Genomic DNA, 21,286 nt, shown 5'->3' on the forward strand with positions numbered 1-21,286 from the left:
TAAATGGACCGGGTGACGCTGCAGAAATTTAAATTTACCTCCGATGCCGGACAGCAGTACCCCCGGGAATTTATCAGCCGCCGCGGGGCGGTTAAGCTGTCCGAAGACGAACAGGAAGTCCGTGTCGCCGTGGTGGACGGAAGCGGGGAAGATGTTTTTGAATACCTGGAAGGATTCCATCTTCCCAAAAAGGTGGTGTTTTTTTCCGTGGGCAAAGCGGAATTCGCCTCATTTATCGGAGAGACCACGGATATAGAACCGCTCTCATCCGTTCCCGGTCAGGCTTCCCCGGAGGATTCGTATTTCGCCCTGGATACTATCACCCAAGACGCGCCGGTAATCAATATCATTAATTCAATCTGTATTGACGCGATCCGTCTGGAAGCGTCGGACATCCACATCGAAGCCCAGGCTGATTCCGTGCATATCCGGTACCGTATTGACGGAATTCTGCGGATCGTAAAAAAAATAGACAGATCCCTGTTCCATTCAATTTCAAACAGAATAAAAATCATGGCCGATATGAACACCATGGAGCAGCGGCTCCCCCAGGACGGCCGCATGACCGTGGCGGTGGAAAATACCGCCATAGACCTCCGGGTTTCCGTTATACCCGTCACCAACGGCGAATCCATTGTACTGCGTATTTTTAATAAATCCACCAAACGTCTGGGGCTGGATGAACTCGGATTTTTTCCCGCTGATCTGGAGCGCATCAGCGCCGGTATCCGCCAGCCATACGGCCTTATACTGCTGACCGGTCCCACCGGAAGCGGCAAGACCACCACGCTCCACGCGCTCCTGGGAACGCTCCCGGTATCGGATCTGAAAATCATCACCATCGAGGATCCGGTGGAACAGCTTATCCCGGGGATCAACCAGGTACAGATAAACGACGCCATCCAGCTTTCTTTTGAAGGTATGCTCCGGCGGGTGCTCCGGCAGGATCCGAATGTTATCATGGTCGGGGAGATCCGGGACGGGGAAACCGCGGAACTGGCGGTCCGTTCCGCCCTTACGGGGCACCTGATTCTTTCAACCCTTCATACCAACGACAGTATTTCCGTAATAGCCAGGCTTGAGAATATGGGGCTGGAACCGTACCTTATCGCCGCGGTGCTGCGGTGCTCCGTGGCACAGCGTCTCGTCCGCCGGGTATGCCCTTCCTGCAGAAAGGAGGTCAAGCTTCCGGGAAAAGTGCGGTCCCTGTACACGCAGTACGGTATCGAAGGAACGTCCATGTTTGAGCCCGCCGGATGCGGAGAGTGCGGGTACAGCGGGTACAAAGGCCGTACCGTGGTCAGTGAAGTATTTACGGCGGACCCCGCCGCGGAGGAGATGATTGTCCGGCGGGCCCCCGCCGCCGAAATCCTCCGGTACGCCCGGGACGCGGGAATGGAAATAATGGCCCAGGACGCCCTGCGCAAGGTTGCCGCCGGTATTACCACCTTCAGTGAGGCGGAGCGGGAGGTGTTGTTCTGATGGCCCATTACCGCTGCATCATCGTCGGCAGGGACGGCAAAAAAACGGATACCATCCGGGAAGCCTCCAGCGAAAAGGAACTTATCGCGGCCTGCGGCAGTTCCGGACAGTTCCTCGTTTCCTATACGGTGGTGGAGGAATCAGAATTATACCGGGCGAAAAAACACTTCCGCCGGGACACCATTCTGGAGTTTACGGAAATAATGGCATCCCTGCTGCAGTCGGGGGTCACCATCCAGGACGGGCTGGATCTGTGCCGGTCCATCGCGGGGGGCCAGAAAACCGCGGAACTCGCCGAGGGCCTGCTCCAGGGGGTCCGCCGCGGCGTGCCCTTCCACCGGGTCCTTAAAATGTACGCACCGTCATTTTCCCCGCTTTACCAGTCCCTGGTGCGGCTGGGTGAAAAAACCGGTTCCGTCGCCGGCGTGTTTGTCCGGCTTGGATCGTATCTCAGATCGGAAAGAATGCTGCGGGGTAAACTGGGCAACGCCATGCTCTATCCGATGCTCATACTGTTTATTGCCGCCGCCGGATGTCTCGGTATCCTGTTTTACGTCATGCCCAGGATGTCGGAAATATTTTCCGCCTTTAATACCGGCTCCGGGGATGACCTTGGGCTGGAGATCGGCAGGATATACACGTCCCTCTGGATTTCCCTGGGCTTTTTTGCGGCGGTGCTGGCTTTCGCGGCGCTTGTCCTGATCTTCCGGAAAAAGTCGCCCCATTTCCTTCTGTTCACCGACCGGATCATTCTTTCGCTTCCGGTGATCGGTCCCTTTGTCCGGTCGGTGCAGACCCTGGATTTTTCCTTTGCCATGGAAATGCTCACCGGTTCCGGAATAGTGGTGAGTACCGCCCTGCGGGAATCCGCCTCGGTGGTGAGCAACAGGGCCTTCGGCAGGGCAATAGAATCGGTCCATGGGATGCTTCTGCGGGGGGAAAAACTTTCCGCCGCGTTCAAAGCCCACGGGGAATTTCCGGAATATATCGGTACCTGGATTGCCGTAGGGGAGCGGACCGGCGCGGTGGAGCCGGTTTTTTCCCAGATCCGCGAGTATTTTCAGGGGACCGTGGACCATTCCTCTGAAAAAATGATGGGAATGATCGAACCCGTTCTCACACTGCTGATCGGTATTATTGTACTCATTCTGGTGGTGCAGTTTGTGCTGCCCGTGTTTTCGCTGTACGGCAGGATTATATAAGGAAGGTTTATGGATACGGAAAATAACAGCAATCCCCTTTATGACGGCGGCTGGACTTTTATGGAGACGCTCATTGTTATCGCGATTGTGCTGATCCTCACCTCGTCGGTGGGTTTTATGGCCATACAGTACCTGGATAAAGCCCGGATAGCCACCGCCCGGAGCCAGATTGATTCCTTCAGCATTGCCCTGGAATCCTATTACATTGACTGCGGCCGTTATCCCACCACCGAACAGGGACTCGCGGCTTTGTGGCAGAAACCGTCGGTGGAACCGTCAAGTGCTAATTGGTCCGGGCCGTATATGTACAAGAATGTCCCCAAGGATCCCTGGGGGAACGATTATGAGTACCTTGTTCCCGGGCAGAACAATTTACCCTACAGCATACGGTCCTTCGGGGCCGACGGGAGGGAAGGGGGAGAAAAAAATGACGCGGATATCACCTCCTGGAGCGATTAACGACGGCGGATACGTCCTGCTCCGCGGCTTGGTGGTTATGTTTATTGTCCTCATCTGTTTTGCTTCGCTCCTTGCGGGTATGGCGGTGTTTTCCCACAGAAGCGCGGTGATCCTGCGGACTGTCCAGGATGAAGTCAGATACCGGAATACGGAAATACAGAAACTGGTAAAGTAATGATACTGCAAACAGACCGGGACGGCGGATTTACGCTGATGGAAACCTTGATATCCATCGCGGTTATGCTTATTATCAGCGGCTGCGTTATCTTTGCCTTTACCGCGGCAATGAAGGCTTCCGCAAAATCCGCGGCGGCGGCCAATGCCGCCCGGGAAATTATCCGGGTAGACCGTTTTATCCGGAACCAGGCGGAGGAGCTCCATATCCCGTACTGGGCGTATTCTTCCCCGTATATTGCGGAATTCAAAAACAGCCTCTGGCGGTCGGAGGCGGGAAAGTACATTACGGTTGTTGAATCCATGTATACCTCCGCGGGGCTTCCCTGCGGGGTAAAGGTTACCTACGAGATCGGCGGCAGAACAATGCAGACTTCCGCGTTGTTTCCCGCTGTTCCCGTGGTGGAGAGGGTACGGTGAGCCACAACGAAGGCGCCGTTGAATTCGGCGCAGTGATAATTCTGTTTTTTCTCGCGGCTATTCTCGCGGGAGGGTCGCTGTATACGGCGGTAACCCAGACCTATGTTCAGCGGAATACCAACGAATTCCGGGGAAAGCTGGATTCGGAAATTCTTCTGAAAAACATTGTTGCGGATATGCAGGAACTCACGGGTTTTGAATACGACGCAGCGGACAGCGCGGTCCTGGATGATCTCCGGGTCCGGTATTCCGCGTACGGTCTGGAAATAACCGATGTTTCCAGCGGGTATCACCTGGATTTTCTTTCCGATGGTGAACTGGCGGATGAAAAACTCAGCAAATTCATTTTTATAAATGACACGGCGGCGGATTTTATTGACTGGCGCGACCTCCATGGCCTTTCGGTTAAAAAAGACCAATGGAAATCCTTTGTCAAAGAAGAAGCCTGGGACGCCTGTGTATCGTACGGATGGGTCCCCGAAACCCAGACCGATTCCTTTGCCTACCGCTTTATCGTAACGTCCTTTAATACAACCAGCTATGACCGGCTTTTCCCGCTGATCAATGATTTTCCTATGATGAATGTTAATATGATCGATCCCGAAATTCTTGTTCCTCTGGTGACCCGCGGTTCCTTTAAAATAGAGAGGGCGGAACATAAAATGGAACTTCTGGCTAACCGGCTGCGCGAGGGGCCCATGGGCACCGCGGATATTTCCTCCCTCCTCGATGTGCCGGTGACCCACGATATTTTCGATTACCTCGGGACAAAGACGGCTTTCTGGCGGATCAGTTTTTCGGCAAAAAAGGGATTGTTCACCGAAGCCGTGGCCGCGGCGATTCCGGTCAGGGACGGAAAACGCCAGGAGATAAGTGAATACAAACTGGTCGGCCGGAGGTTCATCCATGAGCCGTAACCTGACCCCGGAAGACATTATCCCGCGGACCGCCTATTCACTGTTTACCGTGGATATTCCCCGTCTGTCGGGAAAAGACCTCGCGGCCGCGGTCAGGAACTATCTTCACGGTGTGTATCCCGGAGATATCGAAAGGGCCGTAATTGCCGTCAGAAAAAACAGCCCCAAAAAATACTCATACCTTGTTTATGTGTTCGATGAATCCTTCGCGGGAAAACCGCTGCCTGTTTCTTCCCTGCTTGTGAAGCAATGCCTTAAAAAGCAGGATGCCGATGTTCTGTACATCGGCGATACCTGGACTGAGCAGATCCGGATAGAACAGGGTGTCCTGTGCGGATCCACCGTAAAAAGAAGGGACGATAAGGATCTGACGGACAAGATTCACCGCCTGTATGCGGACGGCAAGGCCAGAGTCGCTGTTTTCTGTACCGAGGGCGACACCTCACTGATCAAAAAGAACTGCTTTAAGTACGAATACACACTGTATAATCTTGAAAAGGAACTGCGCGCTGCGGGACCCCGGGGCACAGCGCTGTTTACCGAGCTAACCCCGGAGTGGCGCCAACGCAGGGTTCTGCTTGTCCTTCTGGGGCTGAGTATTCTGTTCGCCGGTACATCATTGGGATACCAGTATAAGCAGCATCTCGACGCGGAATCGGCGGACATCCGCCGGGCTCAGGAACTGTCCGACAGGAAAAATGAGGAAGCCCGTCGGGAGGCGCAGCGCCTGGCCGAACTCAGGCAGGAATACGCGCTTTTAGCCGCTGAACAGAAAGCCGGACCCTATGAAATTGCCGAAGTTATATCCGACTGCCTCGACGGAAGAACCCAGATACTTTCGGCGACCATAAAGGAAAACTTCTTTCAGTTTGATGCCTACGCGCCGGATTCCCTGGCGGTCCTGGAATCCTTTGAGCAGCATCCCAGGGTACGGGATTCCCGGCTCCAGCAGATCCGCCCCTCGGGAAGCCGGGAACGGTTTACCGTGAGCGGTTCCGTTGTTCCGGTAACGGAAATTGCGGATACCGGCGCGTCAGCGGCGGATCAGATCGCCGCCCTGGAACGGATCACCGCGGAAATGCGCGGCCGGAACCGGGGGGCCGGTCCTTTCAGCGCGTCTGTCTTCGGCGCTCGTATCCGTTCCATGCTGGAAAAATCCGGGTGCCTGATCAACTCGTACCAGTATCTTCACGGCGACAGCGGCCGGGAAATGGAATTTTCCATCAGGGCCCGCAGCGTGAGATTCTTCGGATTTCTTCAGGAAGCTTCTTTGGGGACTGAAGGATGGGAGTTCTCCCTGGTCCAGATCAGGAATCTTGCTCCCCAGGACGCGCTTGATGTGGTGATCCGGGTAAAGCCAGACGCCGCCATGGATTTCACCGTTCCGCAGGCAGTGCCGCAGCCCGTGGGCGGCGCGTATCTGCCGAAACCGATTGCGGCCATCAGCAGGAATTACTATTCAGCCCCTGCGCTTCCCCCCGCGCCTGCCGCTGCCGCGCCACCTCCGCCGCCGGAGCCGAAAAAAACCGAAACGGCTTCGTGGCTTGAGTATTTAGGGGATGTGGGTGACGCCGCGGGAGAAAGTATTTACATAAAAAACACGAGAACCGGACAGATACTCAGGCTTGTCCACGGCGGCGCCGGTGATTTCCGGTACCGTATGTTGGATTCCGGCAATATCGAAGCGTATATTGACGGGAATACCTATGAAATCCGGAGGAGGCGATAATGAAGGTGAAAGTACCAGCTGCGTTTTTTCTTTTGTGTATATTCTGTGTTTCCTGCAGCACCGTAAAAAACGCCAAAGGCACGGACAACTCCGGGATGATGTTCGCTATGATTTACGACCATGAAAACATCCCGGTCAGCGGAGTACATGTATTCATTAATGAAAAAAAAATCGCCGAGTCGGATACGCAGGGCCGCTTTGTACTGGATTTCCGGAAACCCGGCGAATATGCGGTCAGTTTGACGAAAGCGGGGTATGAGCCCATTGAACAGCAGTTTTCCTATGACCCGATGAATGTGCTGTACTTTAAAATGGTAAACGCGTCGCAGCTGCTGACCATGGCGGAGGATGCCCTGGACCGCCGCAGATTTGCCGCGGCCGATGATTTCCTTGAGCGGGCTTTGGTCCTTGACCCATACCGAACGGATGTACTATATCTTAAAGCCGTTTCCCGCTATCTCCAGCAAAGGGACCGCGAGGCTGCGGAGGTTTTGGAGCTTTTAGCCGCAATGGGTAACCGGGAGGAGCCGGTTGCCGCTCTTCTGCAGCTTATACGGGACCGGGCAAATTAATCGGCATACGAACAATTACATATTGTTTTTTTGTTAATAACGGGATATAACTTAATTAAACGATATAATAAAATATAAAATTGTATTTAAAAGGTAAAAAAAGATGAGATAGTATAACAGCAGTCAGAGTGGTAAAAGATATGGATGGAAACGGAGTTTTGAAAAAAAATACGGTTTCCGGAATACTCCTGGGAGTATCCATATTTTTTACGCTGGTGCTGTTGATATATTCGATATTATTAATTAATTGGAAAAGTGAAGCCCTCCAAAACCGGCTGGATGCTCTCGAAGAGCGGATGGAAAACGACCGGCTGTCCATGGAGCAATACCGGGAATCGCTGGCGGCGGACCTGGACGATATCCGGACCGTATCCGGAGAAATGGCTGAACTGATTGATTCCGAAAGCCGCCTGATACAGGACGAACACCGCAGAAGCGGAAACCGCCTGGCCGGTCAGATCCGGACGGGGTTTGCCAATGTGGATGAACGCTTCAACGGTCTTGAGCAGATAGTTGTTCCGGGGGAAGCGCAGCCTGTCCGCGTTCCGGGCGGACGGATTGAAACAATTGACCTCCAGATTATCCGGGCCATGCGGGAAGGCATCGCCGCGTTTGAGATCCGCCGCTTCCCGGACGCGGTCCAGTCCTTTAAATCCGTCCTTGATCTCGATCCCGACCACCGTGAAGCCCAGCTGTACACCTCCATAAGCCTGTATTACCAGAATAAAAACAACCTCCGCCAAAGACGGGATACGAAAAATCTTCTAACCGCCGTTCTCGACCGTGAACCCGGAAATACGATAGTCCTGGAAACCCTCGCCGATATAGCCGCGGAAGAAGGTAGCTGGAATGAAGCAATACTGTTCTACCGCCGAAGGGTTGAACTGTCCGCCGCCGGGGCTGAGGTATACGGCCAGGCAGGATTCGCCTGTCTCTACGCAGGTAAAATTCAGGACAGCATAGATTACTTTGCGCAGGCCATCGGCCGGGACCCGGCGGAAAGCCATTATTACTACGGCGCCGGGCGGGCTTATGAAATATCGGGAAATACATCCCGGGCCGCAGAATTATACCGGCAATGTCTTGCACGGAACCCCGAACACAGCGAAGCGCGGAAAGGGTACGAAGCGCTGAAGACGCAGTAACGGATCAGTACCGCCGGATCAGTGATACACATTAGGCGGAATAACAGAGGAAAGGGACGTGAAAAAAAATCTGGCAGTTTTTTTCTGCACAATTATCTCGCTTGCCTGTATATCCGCGCAGCGTGTTTCCGGTATGGACGTTTATATTGCCGCGGTAGCCTTTATCGATGAAAGCAGTGACGCGGGAATAGCCCGGATTGATATAGCCAAAGACCTGCTGCGGGTCCTCAATGCGGAAGAGTTTGCCCGCCCTCTCACTATCAATCAGAGCCGCGGCGGGACGATTCCACGGAGTTTTATGGACGCCCTTAATCTGTGCCAGGCAAACGGGTATGACTATCTGATCTACGGTTATATACAGAAAACCAATGACGCTTACACTGCGGAATTGAAACTGGCCGACCGGAAAGCCGGCGCTGTGGGGAAAACTTTTTTTTCCTCCGACACAAGCGATCAGTATGAACGGCTTATACGGGATCTCGGGTCTAAGATCGCAGGCTACTTCCGGGATGACCTTGGCTTTAAACCCGCGGGCTGGACTTCCGAACCAGTCAGGCATATCTTCGGCCTGAGTATGGATGTCGGGTACTGGGCTCCTCTGGTCAACAACTGGAGCAGTGTCGTATCGGGCCTCGGCACCGCTCAGCTGGGATTGCGTTATGTCCCGGTTTCGCCGGCGTTTGTCACCGGATCCCGCGCCGGAGAGTATTCGGTCAATCTCGATCTGGAATACGCCGTCGGAAGAACCGAACGCGGGCTTGAGGAAGCGCTGATACATACCGGGATAGTCAGAGTAGGGGTAGGTCTCGATATATGGCTGAACAAAACCGCCCAGATCGGACTGGGGTTCGGCCCGAGTTTCCGGCTTGACTTCGCGCAGCGAAACCCAAAATACGCCGATTCCCGCACGGAAATGACCGGAGCGCCGGGCGCTTTTATGGAGTTTACCAACCGGTACGCGGTTCATTCCATGGTCAGCCTGGGATGGAATGTTATTGCCGAGTGGACGTTTTACGACAAACCCCTTTTTACGGTTTCACCCCGTTTTAATGCAATCGTAAATTTCAACAGCAAAAGGAAGGGATTATGAAAAAACTATTCCCCCCGGTGTGTACTGCCGCCGTGATCTTTATTGTTCTTGGGTGTACCCAGAGCTTCCTGGATGAACTGAACCGCACCGATGCGGACCCTTACATTGAGGTTCCGGCGGTGGAGTCGTTCCTTGCCGAAGGCCTCGTGTCCGTGAGCTGGTCCGCCGACGAAGGTGCGGACGAGTATATTCTCCAGCGCGCCCTGGATCATACCAGCCTTTCCTTTGAAACGCGGTATCGCGGCGCCGGAACAGACTATACCGAAGTAATACCGGTACCGCACGAACGGTATATTTACCGGCTTTCCAAGGTCCGAGGATCGAAAACCTTCGGTCCCTCGGACGGCGTCATGGGGGTCGGCGGTGATTTCCGGCGGGATGATAACGAGCCCAATGACACCCAGGAAACGGCAACCCTGCTGGACCGGGAAATAACCAGCAACCTGTATTATTACCGATCCTACGGGGATGAGATTGTCCAGGATACGGACTGGTTCGTCCTTGATGTGGAACCAAGGACCATTGTCCGGGTAAAGGTAACCCAGGCGGGGCTTGGCGTGGGAAACGTGGCGACGAAAATGTATTTAACCGTACCGGGGCAGAATTCGGTCCAGCCGGTCAACGCGGATTTTGTGGACATCGAAAACAGGGCCTACGAGCGCCAGCTGGTTTATTTCAAGATTACTCCCATTCCCAATGAATTTACGGGCGGAATACATCAGGTGGGCGGGACGGTCATCACCTACACCCTGAGTCCTTCCCGGCGGGATCTCATAGGAGGCTGACATGAAGATTCTGAAAAACTGCATAAAATTTCTGCTCATGGCGGCGGTTCTGACCGGCTGCCCGAACCCGACGAGTCCCCGGACCGATTCTGACAGTGACCCCGGCAAAACCTTTGAGGAAAACAGCGAGCTCTTTGAAAAGAAGGATAGCGGGGCCATTGTATTCGAAACCAATGAGCGGAAGTATGAAAGTGAACGGGGCTATACCGTATGGGGGCTCAAGGAAGGAAAGCAGGAACCCTTTGCGGCGAGGGATGTGGAAATGGTCAAGGTCAGGGGATACGCCGGCGCGGGCTATGGGATAGTCCTCTGCCACGGCAAGGAAACAGGAAGCGAAGAGGAGAGCATGCTGGTGGTGATGATCAATACGGAGAAAGAATACACCGTGGGAAAAGTTGTGGACGGTGTCTTTACGTATATTGAACCCTGGACCTACACCGACGCTCTCGACTCCGGATACGGGGCAAAAAACAGGCTCCGGATCGAACGGGACGGAAGCGGAGAATATACGATCAAAATAAATGGCGCCGAAATGGAAAAAGGCTTCCGGGATGAGAACGATCCGGTAAAAACCGGCGGAGATGACGGATATATCGTAGTCCTGTCCCCGCGGGACCGGTTCGGGCAGGAGGGAGTCCGGGTTGAATTTACCGAAGCGGCGCCGTAAATACCGGGAGCAGACCCAGTGGTTCAGAAGCTGACAATAGTTCGGACTTATCAATTTAAAACTAAATAATAACGGAAAAAATGCTTCAGCGGATATATGAGAGGAGAGGAAAGGTAATGAAACGACTGACCGCAGTGATGATATTGGCCTCGCAGATAGGGATGATGTTTCCGGTACCGGTATACGGAACGGAAGCTCCCGGGGTACTCCCGGGTTTAATGATTCCCGCGGAAGGCGAAAGCGTGAGCGAAGTGGTGGAACCCGGAACCGGGAGCACCCTGCGGTTGGGAGAGGCGGAACTGGAGATACCCGCTGGAGCGGTGAAAGAAGCGGTGGAGATCCGGATAACGGAACTTCGGCGGACGCATGAGCTGGATGAGGGAATGGCGAACGTAACCGGAGGAACGGCGGGGTACCGGTTTGAGCCGCGGGGTATGGTGTTTGAAAAGGACGTGGTTGTTCGGATTCCGTACAGTGAGGATATCGCTGAATCTGAGATGGCACTGGAGAACCTGTACACGTATTTCTATAACGAAGACGCGGGCCATTGGGAGACACTGGAACGGGTGGAAATAGACCGTGACCGGCGGGTCATAGCGAGCGTGACGACGCACTTTACTGAGATGATCAACTCGACGCTGACACTGCCTGAGGGGCCGTCGCCGATAGAGTTTGATCCGACAACGATCAAGAATCTGGAAGCGGCGAATCCCGGGAGCGGAGTGGTGCAGGCTGAGGTACAGGGCGGAAGCGTGACCGGGGAACTCGGGTTCCGTATAAAGCTGAATGTTCCTGCCGGGCGGAACGGGATGACGCCTGAGGTGGCGGTGCAGTACTCAAGCGAAGGGCAGAGCGGCCTGATCGGGCGCGGATTTGACCTGAGTGTGGGAGCGATAACGACGGACACGCGGTTCGGGATGCCGAAGTATGACGGGAGCGACCGGTACTATTACCGGGGCGAAGAACTGGCGGCTGTGGAAAGCCGGAGTGATGAAATAGAGTACCGCCCGGTGGTGGAACAGGGGTTTGAGCGGATAGTACGGAACCGGGCGGGGAACTACTGGAGTATAACGGACAAAAGCGGAACGGTACGGGAATACGGGCGCGACGAGGGATGGATAGGGCCTGCACGCGGTAACCGCGGAAAGGTGTTCACGTGGTACCTGACACGTGAAAAGGACATGTGGGGCAATACGGTGGAGTACGGGTACCGGTACGACAGCGTGAACCGGTATACATACCTGGACAAGATAGTGTACACGGGCCGGGACACGGGGAACAGCTCTGAGCGTGAAGAGGGAGTATTTGAGATCCGATTCGGGTACGCCGAACGGCAGGACCGGCGAATAGACGGACGGGGAGGATTTGTCTCGAAGCAGGGAGACCGGCTTGAGCGGGTGACAATATGGTACCGGCCCGGAAACCGGGCGGTGCGGAGCTACTGGTTTGAGGGTGACTACAATGAGTTCGGACAGAGGGTTCTAAAACGGTTCGCGGAGAAGAGCGGAGACGGGAGCCGGGAATGGTACGCCTATGAGATGGATTATTACGGCCTGGCAAAGCACGGCGACGGATATGACGGATTTGACACGAGCCGGATGTGGACTGTTGAAAACGGCAGCAAATTCGACGGTATAAGCGCCCAGACGAGCGCTAACTTCGGGGGGAGCACCACCGGCGGGATAAAATTATACGGCCCGAAGTTCTGGTTTCCCGGATGGGGGGTTCTTGCGGAGACGTCTGTGTCCGTGGGCTTCGGCGGAGGCCTCGGCGGAACGATAAACTCCATAGTGGACGTAAACGGGGACGGTCTGCCGGATCTGGTTCGCCGGGACCAGGACAAGCTCTATGTCAGTTTTAACAACGGCAATGGCGGATTTTCCGACAACAAGGCGCTGCCCGGACTCGGAGAATCAATAGACAATGAGCGGAGAAGCTATGTCAGTTTCGGCGCGAAAGCCACACTGAATGTAATTGACGGCGTTCAGGTAGGGGCTGCGGGAACCACGGTAACAACGACATCCAAGACCCTGAGCGGATTTATGGATGTGGACGGAGACGGGTATGTTGATTTTGTCCGTCAGGGCCGGCGGTTTGACCGGAACCAGGGCGGACGTACGGGCTTCCTGGCTCAGAGCTGGGTGGGGCTTGACGGTATCAATACACCGGTCCAGCCCATAACCGATGATGAGAAAGAGGATAATGACAAGAGTTTTTACGTACAGGAACCGGTGCGCGCATGGAGCGCGTGGCGGACCGGGACAATCTCGGTAAGTGAACGGGGTACCCTTAAGAACGATACCCGGAGTACTGAGATTCGTCTGGACAGCTATAGGGGCAACAGCAAACTGGCAAGTATTCCTCTGGCGGGATCGGGCGGCCAGGTAAGCGGGACGGCAGTGTTTACCGCGGCGGTGGAACCAACCGACCGGCTGTATTTCCACCAGAACACCGGGAACGATAATGAGCACGGCGCTGTTGATTGGGGAATAACGATAAAGTATACGAATCTGCGTTTATTTGAAAATCTCGGGAAGGGACTGCGGTACCGGATACCGCAGGTATTGGTAAGCAAACCGCCACAGCAGCTTCTGGACAATGAGTATTATAAAGAAGTATCAGGGGATACAAAAACATATTCCCGGCAGGTCAGTGATGAAACCCTTACGGCTTATGTTTCGACCAACAGTGAATTAAAAGCCTGGGCCGTAAAAAACCGGTATTTTATAGTGGATACCGTACCGGCGGAATTGTATAAAAAAATCCTCCAGAAAGCACGGCCCGCGTCGGTGAGCGATGAAGACAATCCCAATACGGAAGCGGAGAAAGCGTACCAGCGTTTGTATTTCGGATATGAATATGAAGCGGAATTTGAACGGTACATCAGGGTCGACCCCGCGAAAATAACCGGAACAGATAATGACTCAAAGAAAGTACGGGATCTTCTGAATGACCAGACCGGAGTGGACAATGCTTTTATATCCGGGCTGCAGTATCTCAGCGAATCTGAACTACTGCAGATAGCGCGGATAGCGGGTGTGGATGACGACGGTGAGGCCTATCCGTACAAGGATGGAAGCACCGGATATTCCTACCGGCGGACCGCGGCGGCGCTCCAGAAACCCCAGGAAATTATAAAGGAAGGCGCGGTAACGAAATACCAGAGCGGCGTCACCGTGGAAAACCTGGGGGTGCTTCTGGAAACGCGGAACGCGCCCTACGGCGGCGGGATCGAGCGGCTGTGGCTGCGTAAAAAAGCCGGTGATACCTACGGAATCTTTTTTGAGTCGAACGGAGTAACCCGGGAGATTACCGCGAAAACCGTTTCAGAAACACAGGCCATTTTTATGGATTACGGCGTTGAGCGGACGTTTTTACTCCAGAACAAGAAGTCTGATCTCGCGACTATACCGGATAGTATTTACCAGGAACTGGTATATCCCAAAGCGGTGGAGGGGAAAACCTTCTCCGAGCACAGTTACAGCGCTATCCCGGGGAGTATCTACGCGGCTCTGCGGGCTGTTTTTTCCGACGAATACATACCGGCACGAAAAGCGGATAAGGTAATATTCGCTGACGCTTATGAAATAAAAACCCGGACGGAGGGTTCCGGAGAGAATGAGACAACGATAATAGAATATAAGTACAAAGGGGACGGTGAAGACTACACCCTGGCGGACATCAGGCTCATGGGGGAAAATGCTAAAGCATCCGCCGGGATATCAGAAACAATAAATTACTCCCTGATGAAAGAAGAACACTACACGAAACTTCTGGAAAAACTCAGCGGGGATTACCTTGTGTATCTTCCCTCGGCGCGGAATATTTTTACCGGCGCTTATGAACGGACCGAGGAAATTGTTACGGTTCCCGGCGGAGAAGGTGAGGAACCGGAAGAGATTGTTGCGGTGGTATATGTCTATACCACTGTGAATAATGACTATCCTCAGTGGTATATAACGCAGCTGCTTACGGCGGTTGGAGAGTCGGTGGCTGATAGTGGAAGGATTCCCGAAGAGGACTGGAGCCGGATCGTCGCCAAGCTGGCTGAAGAGGATAAACATTACATTCCCTCCGACCAGGAAGTGTTTGAGTCGTATTATGAAATCCGGGACGGGTTGTATATTCTGAAGGATACGGTGACCCGGGATGAAACGGAATGGGTGCTGGAATACGTAAAGGACACCGCCGCGGCGGGCACCGCTGACGGACTTCTGCGGCTCATGGCGGGCAGCCCGGACCTTCGGGTGTTAACGCTGAGCGCGGCCGACTATAACATTCTTACCGGTATAGCGAAAACGGATGTACGGAACTGCTTTGTGCGGGGTATCCCGGAATCCGGGGACGGGTATTACTATGTTAAGACCGGGCTGCCGGAGGAATCGGCGGCGGCCCTGCGTGAGGCCATGCGGTATTACTATTTTGTGTACCGCGCGTTTCCGTATTACGACTACGTAAGTTCAGAAGGTATCTGGCAGCTTAAGAGCGGCCTTGATCCCGCGGGCATCAGCGCTGTTAAAGCGATTATAGAAGAACTGAAGCTGGATGTCTTAACGGTGATCCAGCGGTCAAATAAATACAACTCACAGACGGCGCACACGGTATATTACGGAAGTGACGGAACCGGCGTTGCGCTGCCCGGCGGCAGTACAAAACTGTCCATGGATCCGTACAGCGGGACCCTGGGTATGCTTGGATCAACGTCGGGCGAAAAAGTAGGACAGATAGCGTTCCCGGGGATCAACGGCAGCGGCGAAATTGTGTGGAAACACCGGTATGTGCATATCTTTGAGACCGGAAAAGATTTCAGCGCGGAGAATATCAGCGCTCCACCGGAACCTGAGGAAACCAAAAACGCCTGGCTTCAAGGAAAGGTGGAGCCGGAAAACGTGGTGACCATGGAGCATTTTGTCGGCGGTGTGTATGGCTGGTATTACGGGTTATGGACCGGATACTACACCTGGGACGTGAATAACATCGGGCAGGCGCCCACGGTGGATAAGAATAAGGTAAAGGAAGGCCGTGCCACAGACCCGATTTTCTTTTCAATAATGACGCGGAACCGGGAAGAAACCGGCGACGCGGAGAAACAGCTGCAGACAACCGGAAGCGGCGCCGATGAGGTTGCAGTGCCTGAAGACGCCCTGGTAGGCCCGGTGGCAAGCGCGGTAACGTCGGAAATGGACGATGAAATGAATATCACCACCCGGACCCGCTATTACGGAGCGGTGGTGTACCGGAACAATCTGTATCCGAATGTAAACGCCGGGGACAGTGAGGATGAAGGCGTGTACGACGGTTCCCCGGCCATCGGAAGCAGCGGGCTGACACGGATCAGGCGGAGCAAGTCAAAGACAAAGGACTACTTTTTAGGGGTAAATCCGCCGACGCTGAACGACGGTACGTCCCGGCAGACCGAAGGACTCATGGATATCAACGGGGACCGGTACCCCGACATGGTAGTGCTCGAATGGGATAATTCCGGGAATAATATTGTTTCCTGGAAGGTCTATCCCGGTACCGGCACCGGATTCGGCCCGGCGGAAACCTATACACCGCCAAAAAACAACGCCTACTTAAGCTCAAATGAAACGAAATCCTACGGCATGGGCGCCAGCCCCGGGGACGCCATCGGTTCTATGATGGCAACGTTTAAGGGCGGCGGAAATATGAGCGCCGTAAGCGGCAATGAATCTTCCAGTGACAGTGCTTCCTTTAGTATAAGCTTCAACGGAAGCGCCGGTGTATCCACCGAGGAAGAAGGCCTCATGGACATCAACGGGGATGGGCTTCCGGATTACGTGGTTTCCCAGGGAAGCACCATGGATGTGTACCTCAACCTGGGTGATGGAACGTTCAGCGAAAAGATCACCTGGCGAAATACCGCCACCAATACCAACGCGCTTTCAATACGGTTTAACGGCGCGACGGAAACGGAAACCGCCCGGGGATTGAGCCAGTCTCTGGTTGGGAGTGTATCCGGCAGTATCGGATTTGGTACTGACATTGTGGTAGCCAATTCCGGGATCGGGGCAAGCGTCACCAAAACCGTCATGCGTTTCGCGGATATGAACGGGGACGGCCTGGCGGACCTGGTGATAAAACGGGACGGGGATGATTACTTCCTGGTCCGGTTCAATCTCGGGGATGAGTTCATGGCGACGCCGGTAAAGATCTACCGGCCCAACTGGGGAAGCGAAATCGGGGACTATGCCTTTGACCTGGGGAATGAGCTGGGACAGCTGCTGAAAAACTCCCTTGCCGGGGTTGGGCTGCCATCCCAGGCGGACTTTGTTACAAAACTCATACCCAGCGGCGTGCTGAAGCTCCCGACAATAGACGCAAGCAATCCGATTGTACAGTCTCTGAACCCGACGCAGATCGATGATGACCTGGAATATTCCAGCGGCTTCAATATCAGCCTCGGAGGCGGGGTAAACATACAATACCGGCTGTTCTATATACTTGCGTTCTTCTTCAATGTAGGCGTAAACGGAAGCGTGGCCAATACCTCGGTGAACATCAAGTTCATGGATATAGACGGGGACGGCCTGCCGGACCATGTGCTGCGGATTCCCTATTCCCGGAACAACAACCACGGGAAGATTTATGTGAAGCGGAATACCTTGGCCGAAGTCGGCCTTCTCAAAGGCCTCACCCTGCCCATGGGCGGCAGCTACAATTTTGCCTATGAGCGGACGGAAAACAGCGAAGCCCTGCCCCAAAGCCGGTGGGTGGTAACGGAAATCACCAAACGCGCGGGGAACCAGCCTTCAGGCCGCGGGGTAAGCGAATACACCGAACGCTATACCTATGAAAACGGGTACTACGACCGGGCTCGCCGGGAATTCTACGGCTTCGGCAAGGTAACGGCGGAACGCGGTGACGGAACCACGATGGAGACGGAATACTACACCCCCGACATAGCCGGAGCGGACGCATACTACCTGCGGCGGCAGCCGAAACAGGTAACGGTCAGGGATGGAGCCAGGGATCTGCAGCAGACTGTATACACCACGACGGCAAAGAATGTCGGAAGCTACAGCGCAATTAAATTCCCGGCCATGGAAAGCCGCACCGTCCGGACCTGGGGCAGCACCGGAAGCGGGTACACCCAGCAGACAGTGACCTACACCTATGAGATGCTGTATGGAAACGTGGTGAAACTCCAGGACCTTGGGGACACCCGGGGATCCGACGGGACCGTGATAGCAACAATTGAATATGACAACCCAACAGGCGGATACCTCCACGCCCACCCCGAACGTATCACCGTAACCGACGGCTTCGGCCGGGTTCTCCGGAAACGGGAAGGAGACTATAACAGCAAAGGTGAACTGACCAATTGGCGGGAGTATTATGAAAGCAGCAAATATATTGAATACATTCTGACCCGGGACAAATACGGAAACCTGGCCAGCATCACGGACCCGAGGGGGAGTGAACGGGCGTACACCTATGACCCCGTAACCCACAGCCTTCCGGCAAGCATCACCGTGCGGAATGGAAAAATTCTGGGAACCCACGCCTATACCAGCCGGAGCACCTGGCTTCCTGAGTATGGAGCGCCGGAGACGCAAACCGACGCCAACGGCCGGACCATGACCTACACCTACGATGAACGCGGCCGTCTGTCCACCGTAAAGACCCCCCATGATACCAACGGGATACCGGCGGTATCCTATGAGTACCTTGTATCCGGCGGCTACTGGACCGCGGTGACCTACAACAAAATCGGCTACGATTCAGGCTCAGGCGAAGTCATGCGGACCGTACTGTACACCGACGGCCTGGGCCGGATCATCCAGACCGGGAAGGATGGCGAGTTCACAGACAAAAACGGAAACCGCCGTACCGGATGGAACATATCCGGAGCGGTAGTCTATGACAGCAAAGCCCGGGTAATAGAGGAAGGCCAGACCCAATTCTCCGCGACAATGAGCCAAAGCGAACTGCCCGGAATCGCAGAAATCGTGCGGCCGACAAAGAAAAGCTACGACGGCCTTGACCGGATTCTGCGGGTAGAACTGCCCGGCGCGGCGGACAAGCCGCCGGTAATAACCACCATAGCGTACGAAGTGCGGAACAACCGCCAGTACGAAATATCCCGTGACCCCCTGGGAAACGTGACCGAACGGAGCTACGACGAGCGGGGCAACATCTCCCTCGTACGGCGTCTGGACAGCATCGGCAATGAGCTGATGAAAGGAAGCTACAAATACGACCTCATCGGCCAGCTCCTGGAAGCCCGTGACAGCCTTGGCGGCACGGTACAGGTAACCTACGACCTCGCCGGCCGGCGGCTGACCCTGACAAGTCCCGATACCGGAACCGTGGAAAGCACCTATGACGAATCCGGGAACCTCATCCGGCGGGTGGACTCCCAGCTCAAAGCCGACGGCAAAGACATCTGGTACGAATACGACGGCCTCAACCGTCTGGTAAAGATCAAATATCCCACCAGTGAGGCGGTGACGTATACGTACGGAGACGAAAGCGCGAAGACCGTCAACGGCGCGGGCCGGATAATCAAACAGACCGACGGAACCGGAAGCATCGAGTACAAGTACGGGATCCTAGGGGAAGTAACCGAGAAAACCCGAGAGATTAAACGGCTTGAAAGCGGACGTGACCCGCTGAAAGCGCGGTTCCGGTACCGGGGAAATTACCTGGGGCAGCTCGAGTGGATAGAATACCCCGACCTTGAAGTAGTGCGGTACGGATACGACACAGGCGGCCAGATCCAAAGCGTGAGCAGCACTAAGGAAAGCCTCACCACGGAATACGTAAAAACCATCGGATACGATGAGTATGGTCAGCGGACCTACATCGAGTACGGAAACGGCGTGCGGACAAGCTACACCTACGACGAGAACCGGCGGTGGCTGGACAGCATCCGGACAAGCCACGGCGCGTACGGCCCAGTGTACCAGAATATGGCATACGAGTTTGACGAGGTTGGGAACGTAAAAGGGTATATAAACCAGAGTTACGGGTACGAAGTAACCCAGCAATACACCTATGATAACTTATACCAGCTGACAAAGGCAGACGGGACAACCCGGTCGATGATGGGCGGAAGTTTAGAAGACTACCGGAGTACGTACAGCCAGGAGTTTGACTATGATGTAATTGGTAACATGGTGAACAAGCGGAGTACGAGTACGGTCACGCCCTGGAAGAACATCGGGGACGATCTTAATTACACACTGGACTACGAGTATATAGAAAAGGACGGAATAAAGAGCCATCAGGCGAAACGGATCGGAGACCGGTACTACAGCTGTGACCTGAACGGGAACATTGTGGAAGTACGTGAAGGAGGAAACCGTGAAGAAGCGCCGAAGAGTAAAGAACCGATCGGAAAGGACGGCAGCCTCCGGTGGACTGAGTACGGGATGGGCCTTGACCGGGGAAACAACTCAGGCGGCGGGAGCAGCGGGGGAGAACCGTGGAGCCGTCAGTACGTGTGGGATGAAGAGAACCGGTTAATCAAGAGTACCGAGGGAACCCTGGTGGTGACGTACTCATACGGAGCCGATGGACAGCGAGCGGTGAAGTACTCGAGCCGAGGAGAGACGGTATACTTTGACAGCATGTGGCAGGTGATGGCGACAAGCAACCGGCGGAGCAAGCACATCTATGTGGGGACGGAACGGATCGCGACGCGGCTGGGTGAGGTGAATAACGACACGATAGGGTTCAACAAGGTCCAGACGTATTACTACCACAGTGACCACATAGGGAGCGCGCAGTTTGTGACGGACTACCAGGGAGATGAGTACGAGCGGATAGAATACACGCCGTATGGAGAGCTTTGGGTAGAGAAGACTACCAATGGGGTGGTGCAGCTGCCGTTTAGATTTACTGGAAAAGAGTTGGACGAAGAGACGGGATTGTATTATTATGGAGCGAGATACCTGGATCCTAAAACGAGTCAGTGGCTGAGTGCTGACCCGGCGCTGGGTGAGTACCTTCCTGGGGCGCCGACAAATAAGCAAGCCCGGGAACGGAACGCGAATCTGCCTGGGATGGGAGGTGTATTTAACCTTGTAAACCTGCAATTGTATCATTATGCGGGGAATAATCCGGTCAAGTACACAGACCCTGATGGACGGAGTAATGATAAAGGGCCATTAGGGTTTAAGGAAACATGGGATGCCTTTGTCAGCGGGAGCAAAAAGGCTCGTTCTGAGATTGTTGGAAAATGGTTTGGAAAGGCAGACTTTGAGAAAAACAAAAGAGGCTTTAGTTTTAGCTATAATAAAAAATTACCATTTGGGGGCGAGATAAATCTTCATATTGAAGGGGGGGTAGCTCCACAAATTCCTGAATCTGACAAAAAGGAAATCGCTCAACATAGTTATGATGGTGGCCATGGTCCAGAGGTTAATTTAGAAAACCCCACTGTCGATGGAATAATGGAAAGAATCGACGAAATATTAACTGATCCTAATACAGAAATAGGAATAGGTGTTGATAAAGGTACTAAAGAACCAAAGATTGGATATCTTGCAGATGATGGTACCTTAATCATTCACAATCCAACGGCTGATGATAAAGGAACAGCATTTTATGATCCAAATGGAACTGTTTTCTATAAGGATTTTACGCCAATTGATTGATTTTTATATGAAAAGGGGT

At 54.1% G+C, this 21,286-nt stretch carries 13 protein-coding genes; all 13 read left to right on the plus strand.

The window, feature by feature from the left end:
• Positions 1–3 precede the first annotated feature (3 nt).
• The 13 genes from JFL75_RS17945 to JFL75_RS18005 all read left to right on the plus strand — a co-directional run bounded on the left by JFL75_RS17945 (position 4) and on the right by JFL75_RS18005 (position 21,267).
• A complete protein-coding gene (locus JFL75_RS17945; RefSeq protein WP_215628046.1) occupies positions 4–1,482 on the plus strand; it encodes a GspE/PulE family protein in 1,479 nt (492 codons plus the stop codon).
• Positions 1,482–2,684: a type II secretion system F family protein gene (locus JFL75_RS17950; protein WP_215628047.1), complete on the plus strand. Its 1,203-nt coding sequence runs from the start codon at positions 1,482–1,484 to the stop codon at positions 2,682–2,684. The genes JFL75_RS17945 and JFL75_RS17950 overlap by 1 nt, the downstream gene beginning before the upstream one ends.
• Before the next feature lie 9 nt (positions 2,685–2,693).
• Positions 2,694–3,143 carry a type II secretion system major pseudopilin GspG gene (gspG, locus tag JFL75_RS17955; protein WP_215628048.1) on the plus strand — a complete coding sequence of 150 codons (450 nt, stop codon included), beginning with the start codon at positions 2,694–2,696 and terminating at the stop codon, positions 3,141–3,143.
• The gene (locus JFL75_RS17960; RefSeq protein WP_215628049.1) at positions 3,112–3,318 is read left to right on the plus strand and encodes a hypothetical protein; all 207 of its coding nucleotides are present in this window, start codon (positions 3,112–3,114) and stop codon (positions 3,316–3,318) included. Before gspG ends, JFL75_RS17960 begins: the two co-directional genes overlap by 32 nt.
• Entirely contained in the window at positions 3,318–3,737 is a 420-nt protein-coding gene (locus JFL75_RS17965; protein WP_215628050.1) for a PulJ/GspJ family protein, read from the plus strand. Before JFL75_RS17960 ends, JFL75_RS17965 begins: the two co-directional genes overlap by 1 nt.
• Positions 3,734–4,654 (plus strand): hypothetical protein, encoded by a 921-nt coding sequence (locus JFL75_RS17970; protein WP_215628051.1) that lies wholly within the window; start codon positions 3,734–3,736, stop codon positions 4,652–4,654. Before JFL75_RS17965 ends, JFL75_RS17970 begins: the two co-directional genes overlap by 4 nt.
• The gene (locus JFL75_RS17975) at positions 4,644–6,383 is read left to right on the plus strand and encodes a hypothetical protein (protein ID WP_215628052.1); all 1,740 of its coding nucleotides are present in this window, start codon (positions 4,644–4,646) and stop codon (positions 6,381–6,383) included. The genes JFL75_RS17970 and JFL75_RS17975 overlap by 11 nt, the downstream gene beginning before the upstream one ends.
• Positions 6,383–6,955 (plus strand): carboxypeptidase-like regulatory domain-containing protein, encoded by a 573-nt coding sequence (locus JFL75_RS17980; RefSeq protein ID WP_215628053.1) that lies wholly within the window; start codon positions 6,383–6,385, stop codon positions 6,953–6,955. Before JFL75_RS17975 ends, JFL75_RS17980 begins: the two co-directional genes overlap by 1 nt.
• Positions 6,956–7,113: 158 nt before the next feature.
• Positions 7,114–8,100, plus strand: a complete 987-nt coding sequence (locus JFL75_RS17985; RefSeq protein ID WP_215628054.1) for a tetratricopeptide repeat protein — start codon at positions 7,114–7,116, stop codon at positions 8,098–8,100.
• A 58-nt stretch (positions 8,101–8,158) separates the two neighbouring features.
• Positions 8,159–9,190: a hypothetical protein gene (locus tag JFL75_RS17990; RefSeq protein WP_215628055.1), complete on the plus strand. Its 1,032-nt coding sequence runs from the start codon at positions 8,159–8,161 to the stop codon at positions 9,188–9,190.
• On the plus strand, positions 9,187–9,975 hold the full coding sequence (locus JFL75_RS17995; protein ID WP_215628056.1) for a hypothetical protein: 789 nt from the start codon (positions 9,187–9,189) through the stop codon (positions 9,973–9,975). The genes JFL75_RS17990 and JFL75_RS17995 overlap by 4 nt, the downstream gene beginning before the upstream one ends.
• Position 9,976: 1 nt before the next feature.
• On the plus strand, positions 9,977–10,642 hold the full coding sequence (locus tag JFL75_RS18000) for a hypothetical protein (protein WP_215628057.1): 666 nt from the start codon (positions 9,977–9,979) through the stop codon (positions 10,640–10,642).
• A gap of 116 nt (positions 10,643–10,758) precedes the next feature.
• The gene (locus tag JFL75_RS18005; RefSeq protein ID WP_215628058.1) at positions 10,759–21,267 is read left to right on the plus strand and encodes a toxin TcdB middle/N-terminal domain-containing protein; all 10,509 of its coding nucleotides are present in this window, start codon (positions 10,759–10,761) and stop codon (positions 21,265–21,267) included.
• Positions 21,268–21,286: the final 19 nt, after the last annotated feature.

Source organism: Breznakiella homolactica, from assembly GCF_016616095.2.
In the GTDB taxonomy this organism is placed as follows: Bacteria; Spirochaetota; Spirochaetia; order Treponematales; family Breznakiellaceae; genus Breznakiella; species Breznakiella homolactica.

Coding starts and splice junctions, on each gene's coding strand:
- JFL75_RS17945 (WP_215628046.1), top strand. CDS start 4: ATGGACCGGGTGACGCTGCAGAAATTTAAATTTACCTCCGATGCCGGA.
- JFL75_RS17950 (WP_215628047.1), top strand. CDS start 1,482: ATGGCCCATTACCGCTGCATCATCGTCGGCAGGGACGGCAAAAAAACG.
- gspG (WP_215628048.1), top strand. CDS start 2,694: ATGGATACGGAAAATAACAGCAATCCCCTTTATGACGGCGGCTGGACT.
- JFL75_RS17960 (WP_215628049.1), top strand. CDS start 3,112: ATGACGCGGATATCACCTCCTGGAGCGATTAACGACGGCGGATACGTC.
- JFL75_RS17965 (WP_215628050.1), top strand. CDS start 3,318: ATGATACTGCAAACAGACCGGGACGGCGGATTTACGCTGATGGAAACC.
- JFL75_RS17975 (WP_215628052.1), top strand. CDS start 4,644: ATGAGCCGTAACCTGACCCCGGAAGACATTATCCCGCGGACCGCCTAT.
- JFL75_RS17980 (WP_215628053.1), top strand. CDS start 6,383: ATGAAGGTGAAAGTACCAGCTGCGTTTTTTCTTTTGTGTATATTCTGT.
- JFL75_RS17995 (WP_215628056.1), top strand. CDS start 9,187: ATGAAAAAACTATTCCCCCCGGTGTGTACTGCCGCCGTGATCTTTATT.
- JFL75_RS18000 (WP_215628057.1), top strand. CDS start 9,977: ATGAAGATTCTGAAAAACTGCATAAAATTTCTGCTCATGGCGGCGGTT.
- JFL75_RS18005 (WP_215628058.1), top strand. CDS start 10,759: ATGAAACGACTGACCGCAGTGATGATATTGGCCTCGCAGATAGGGATG.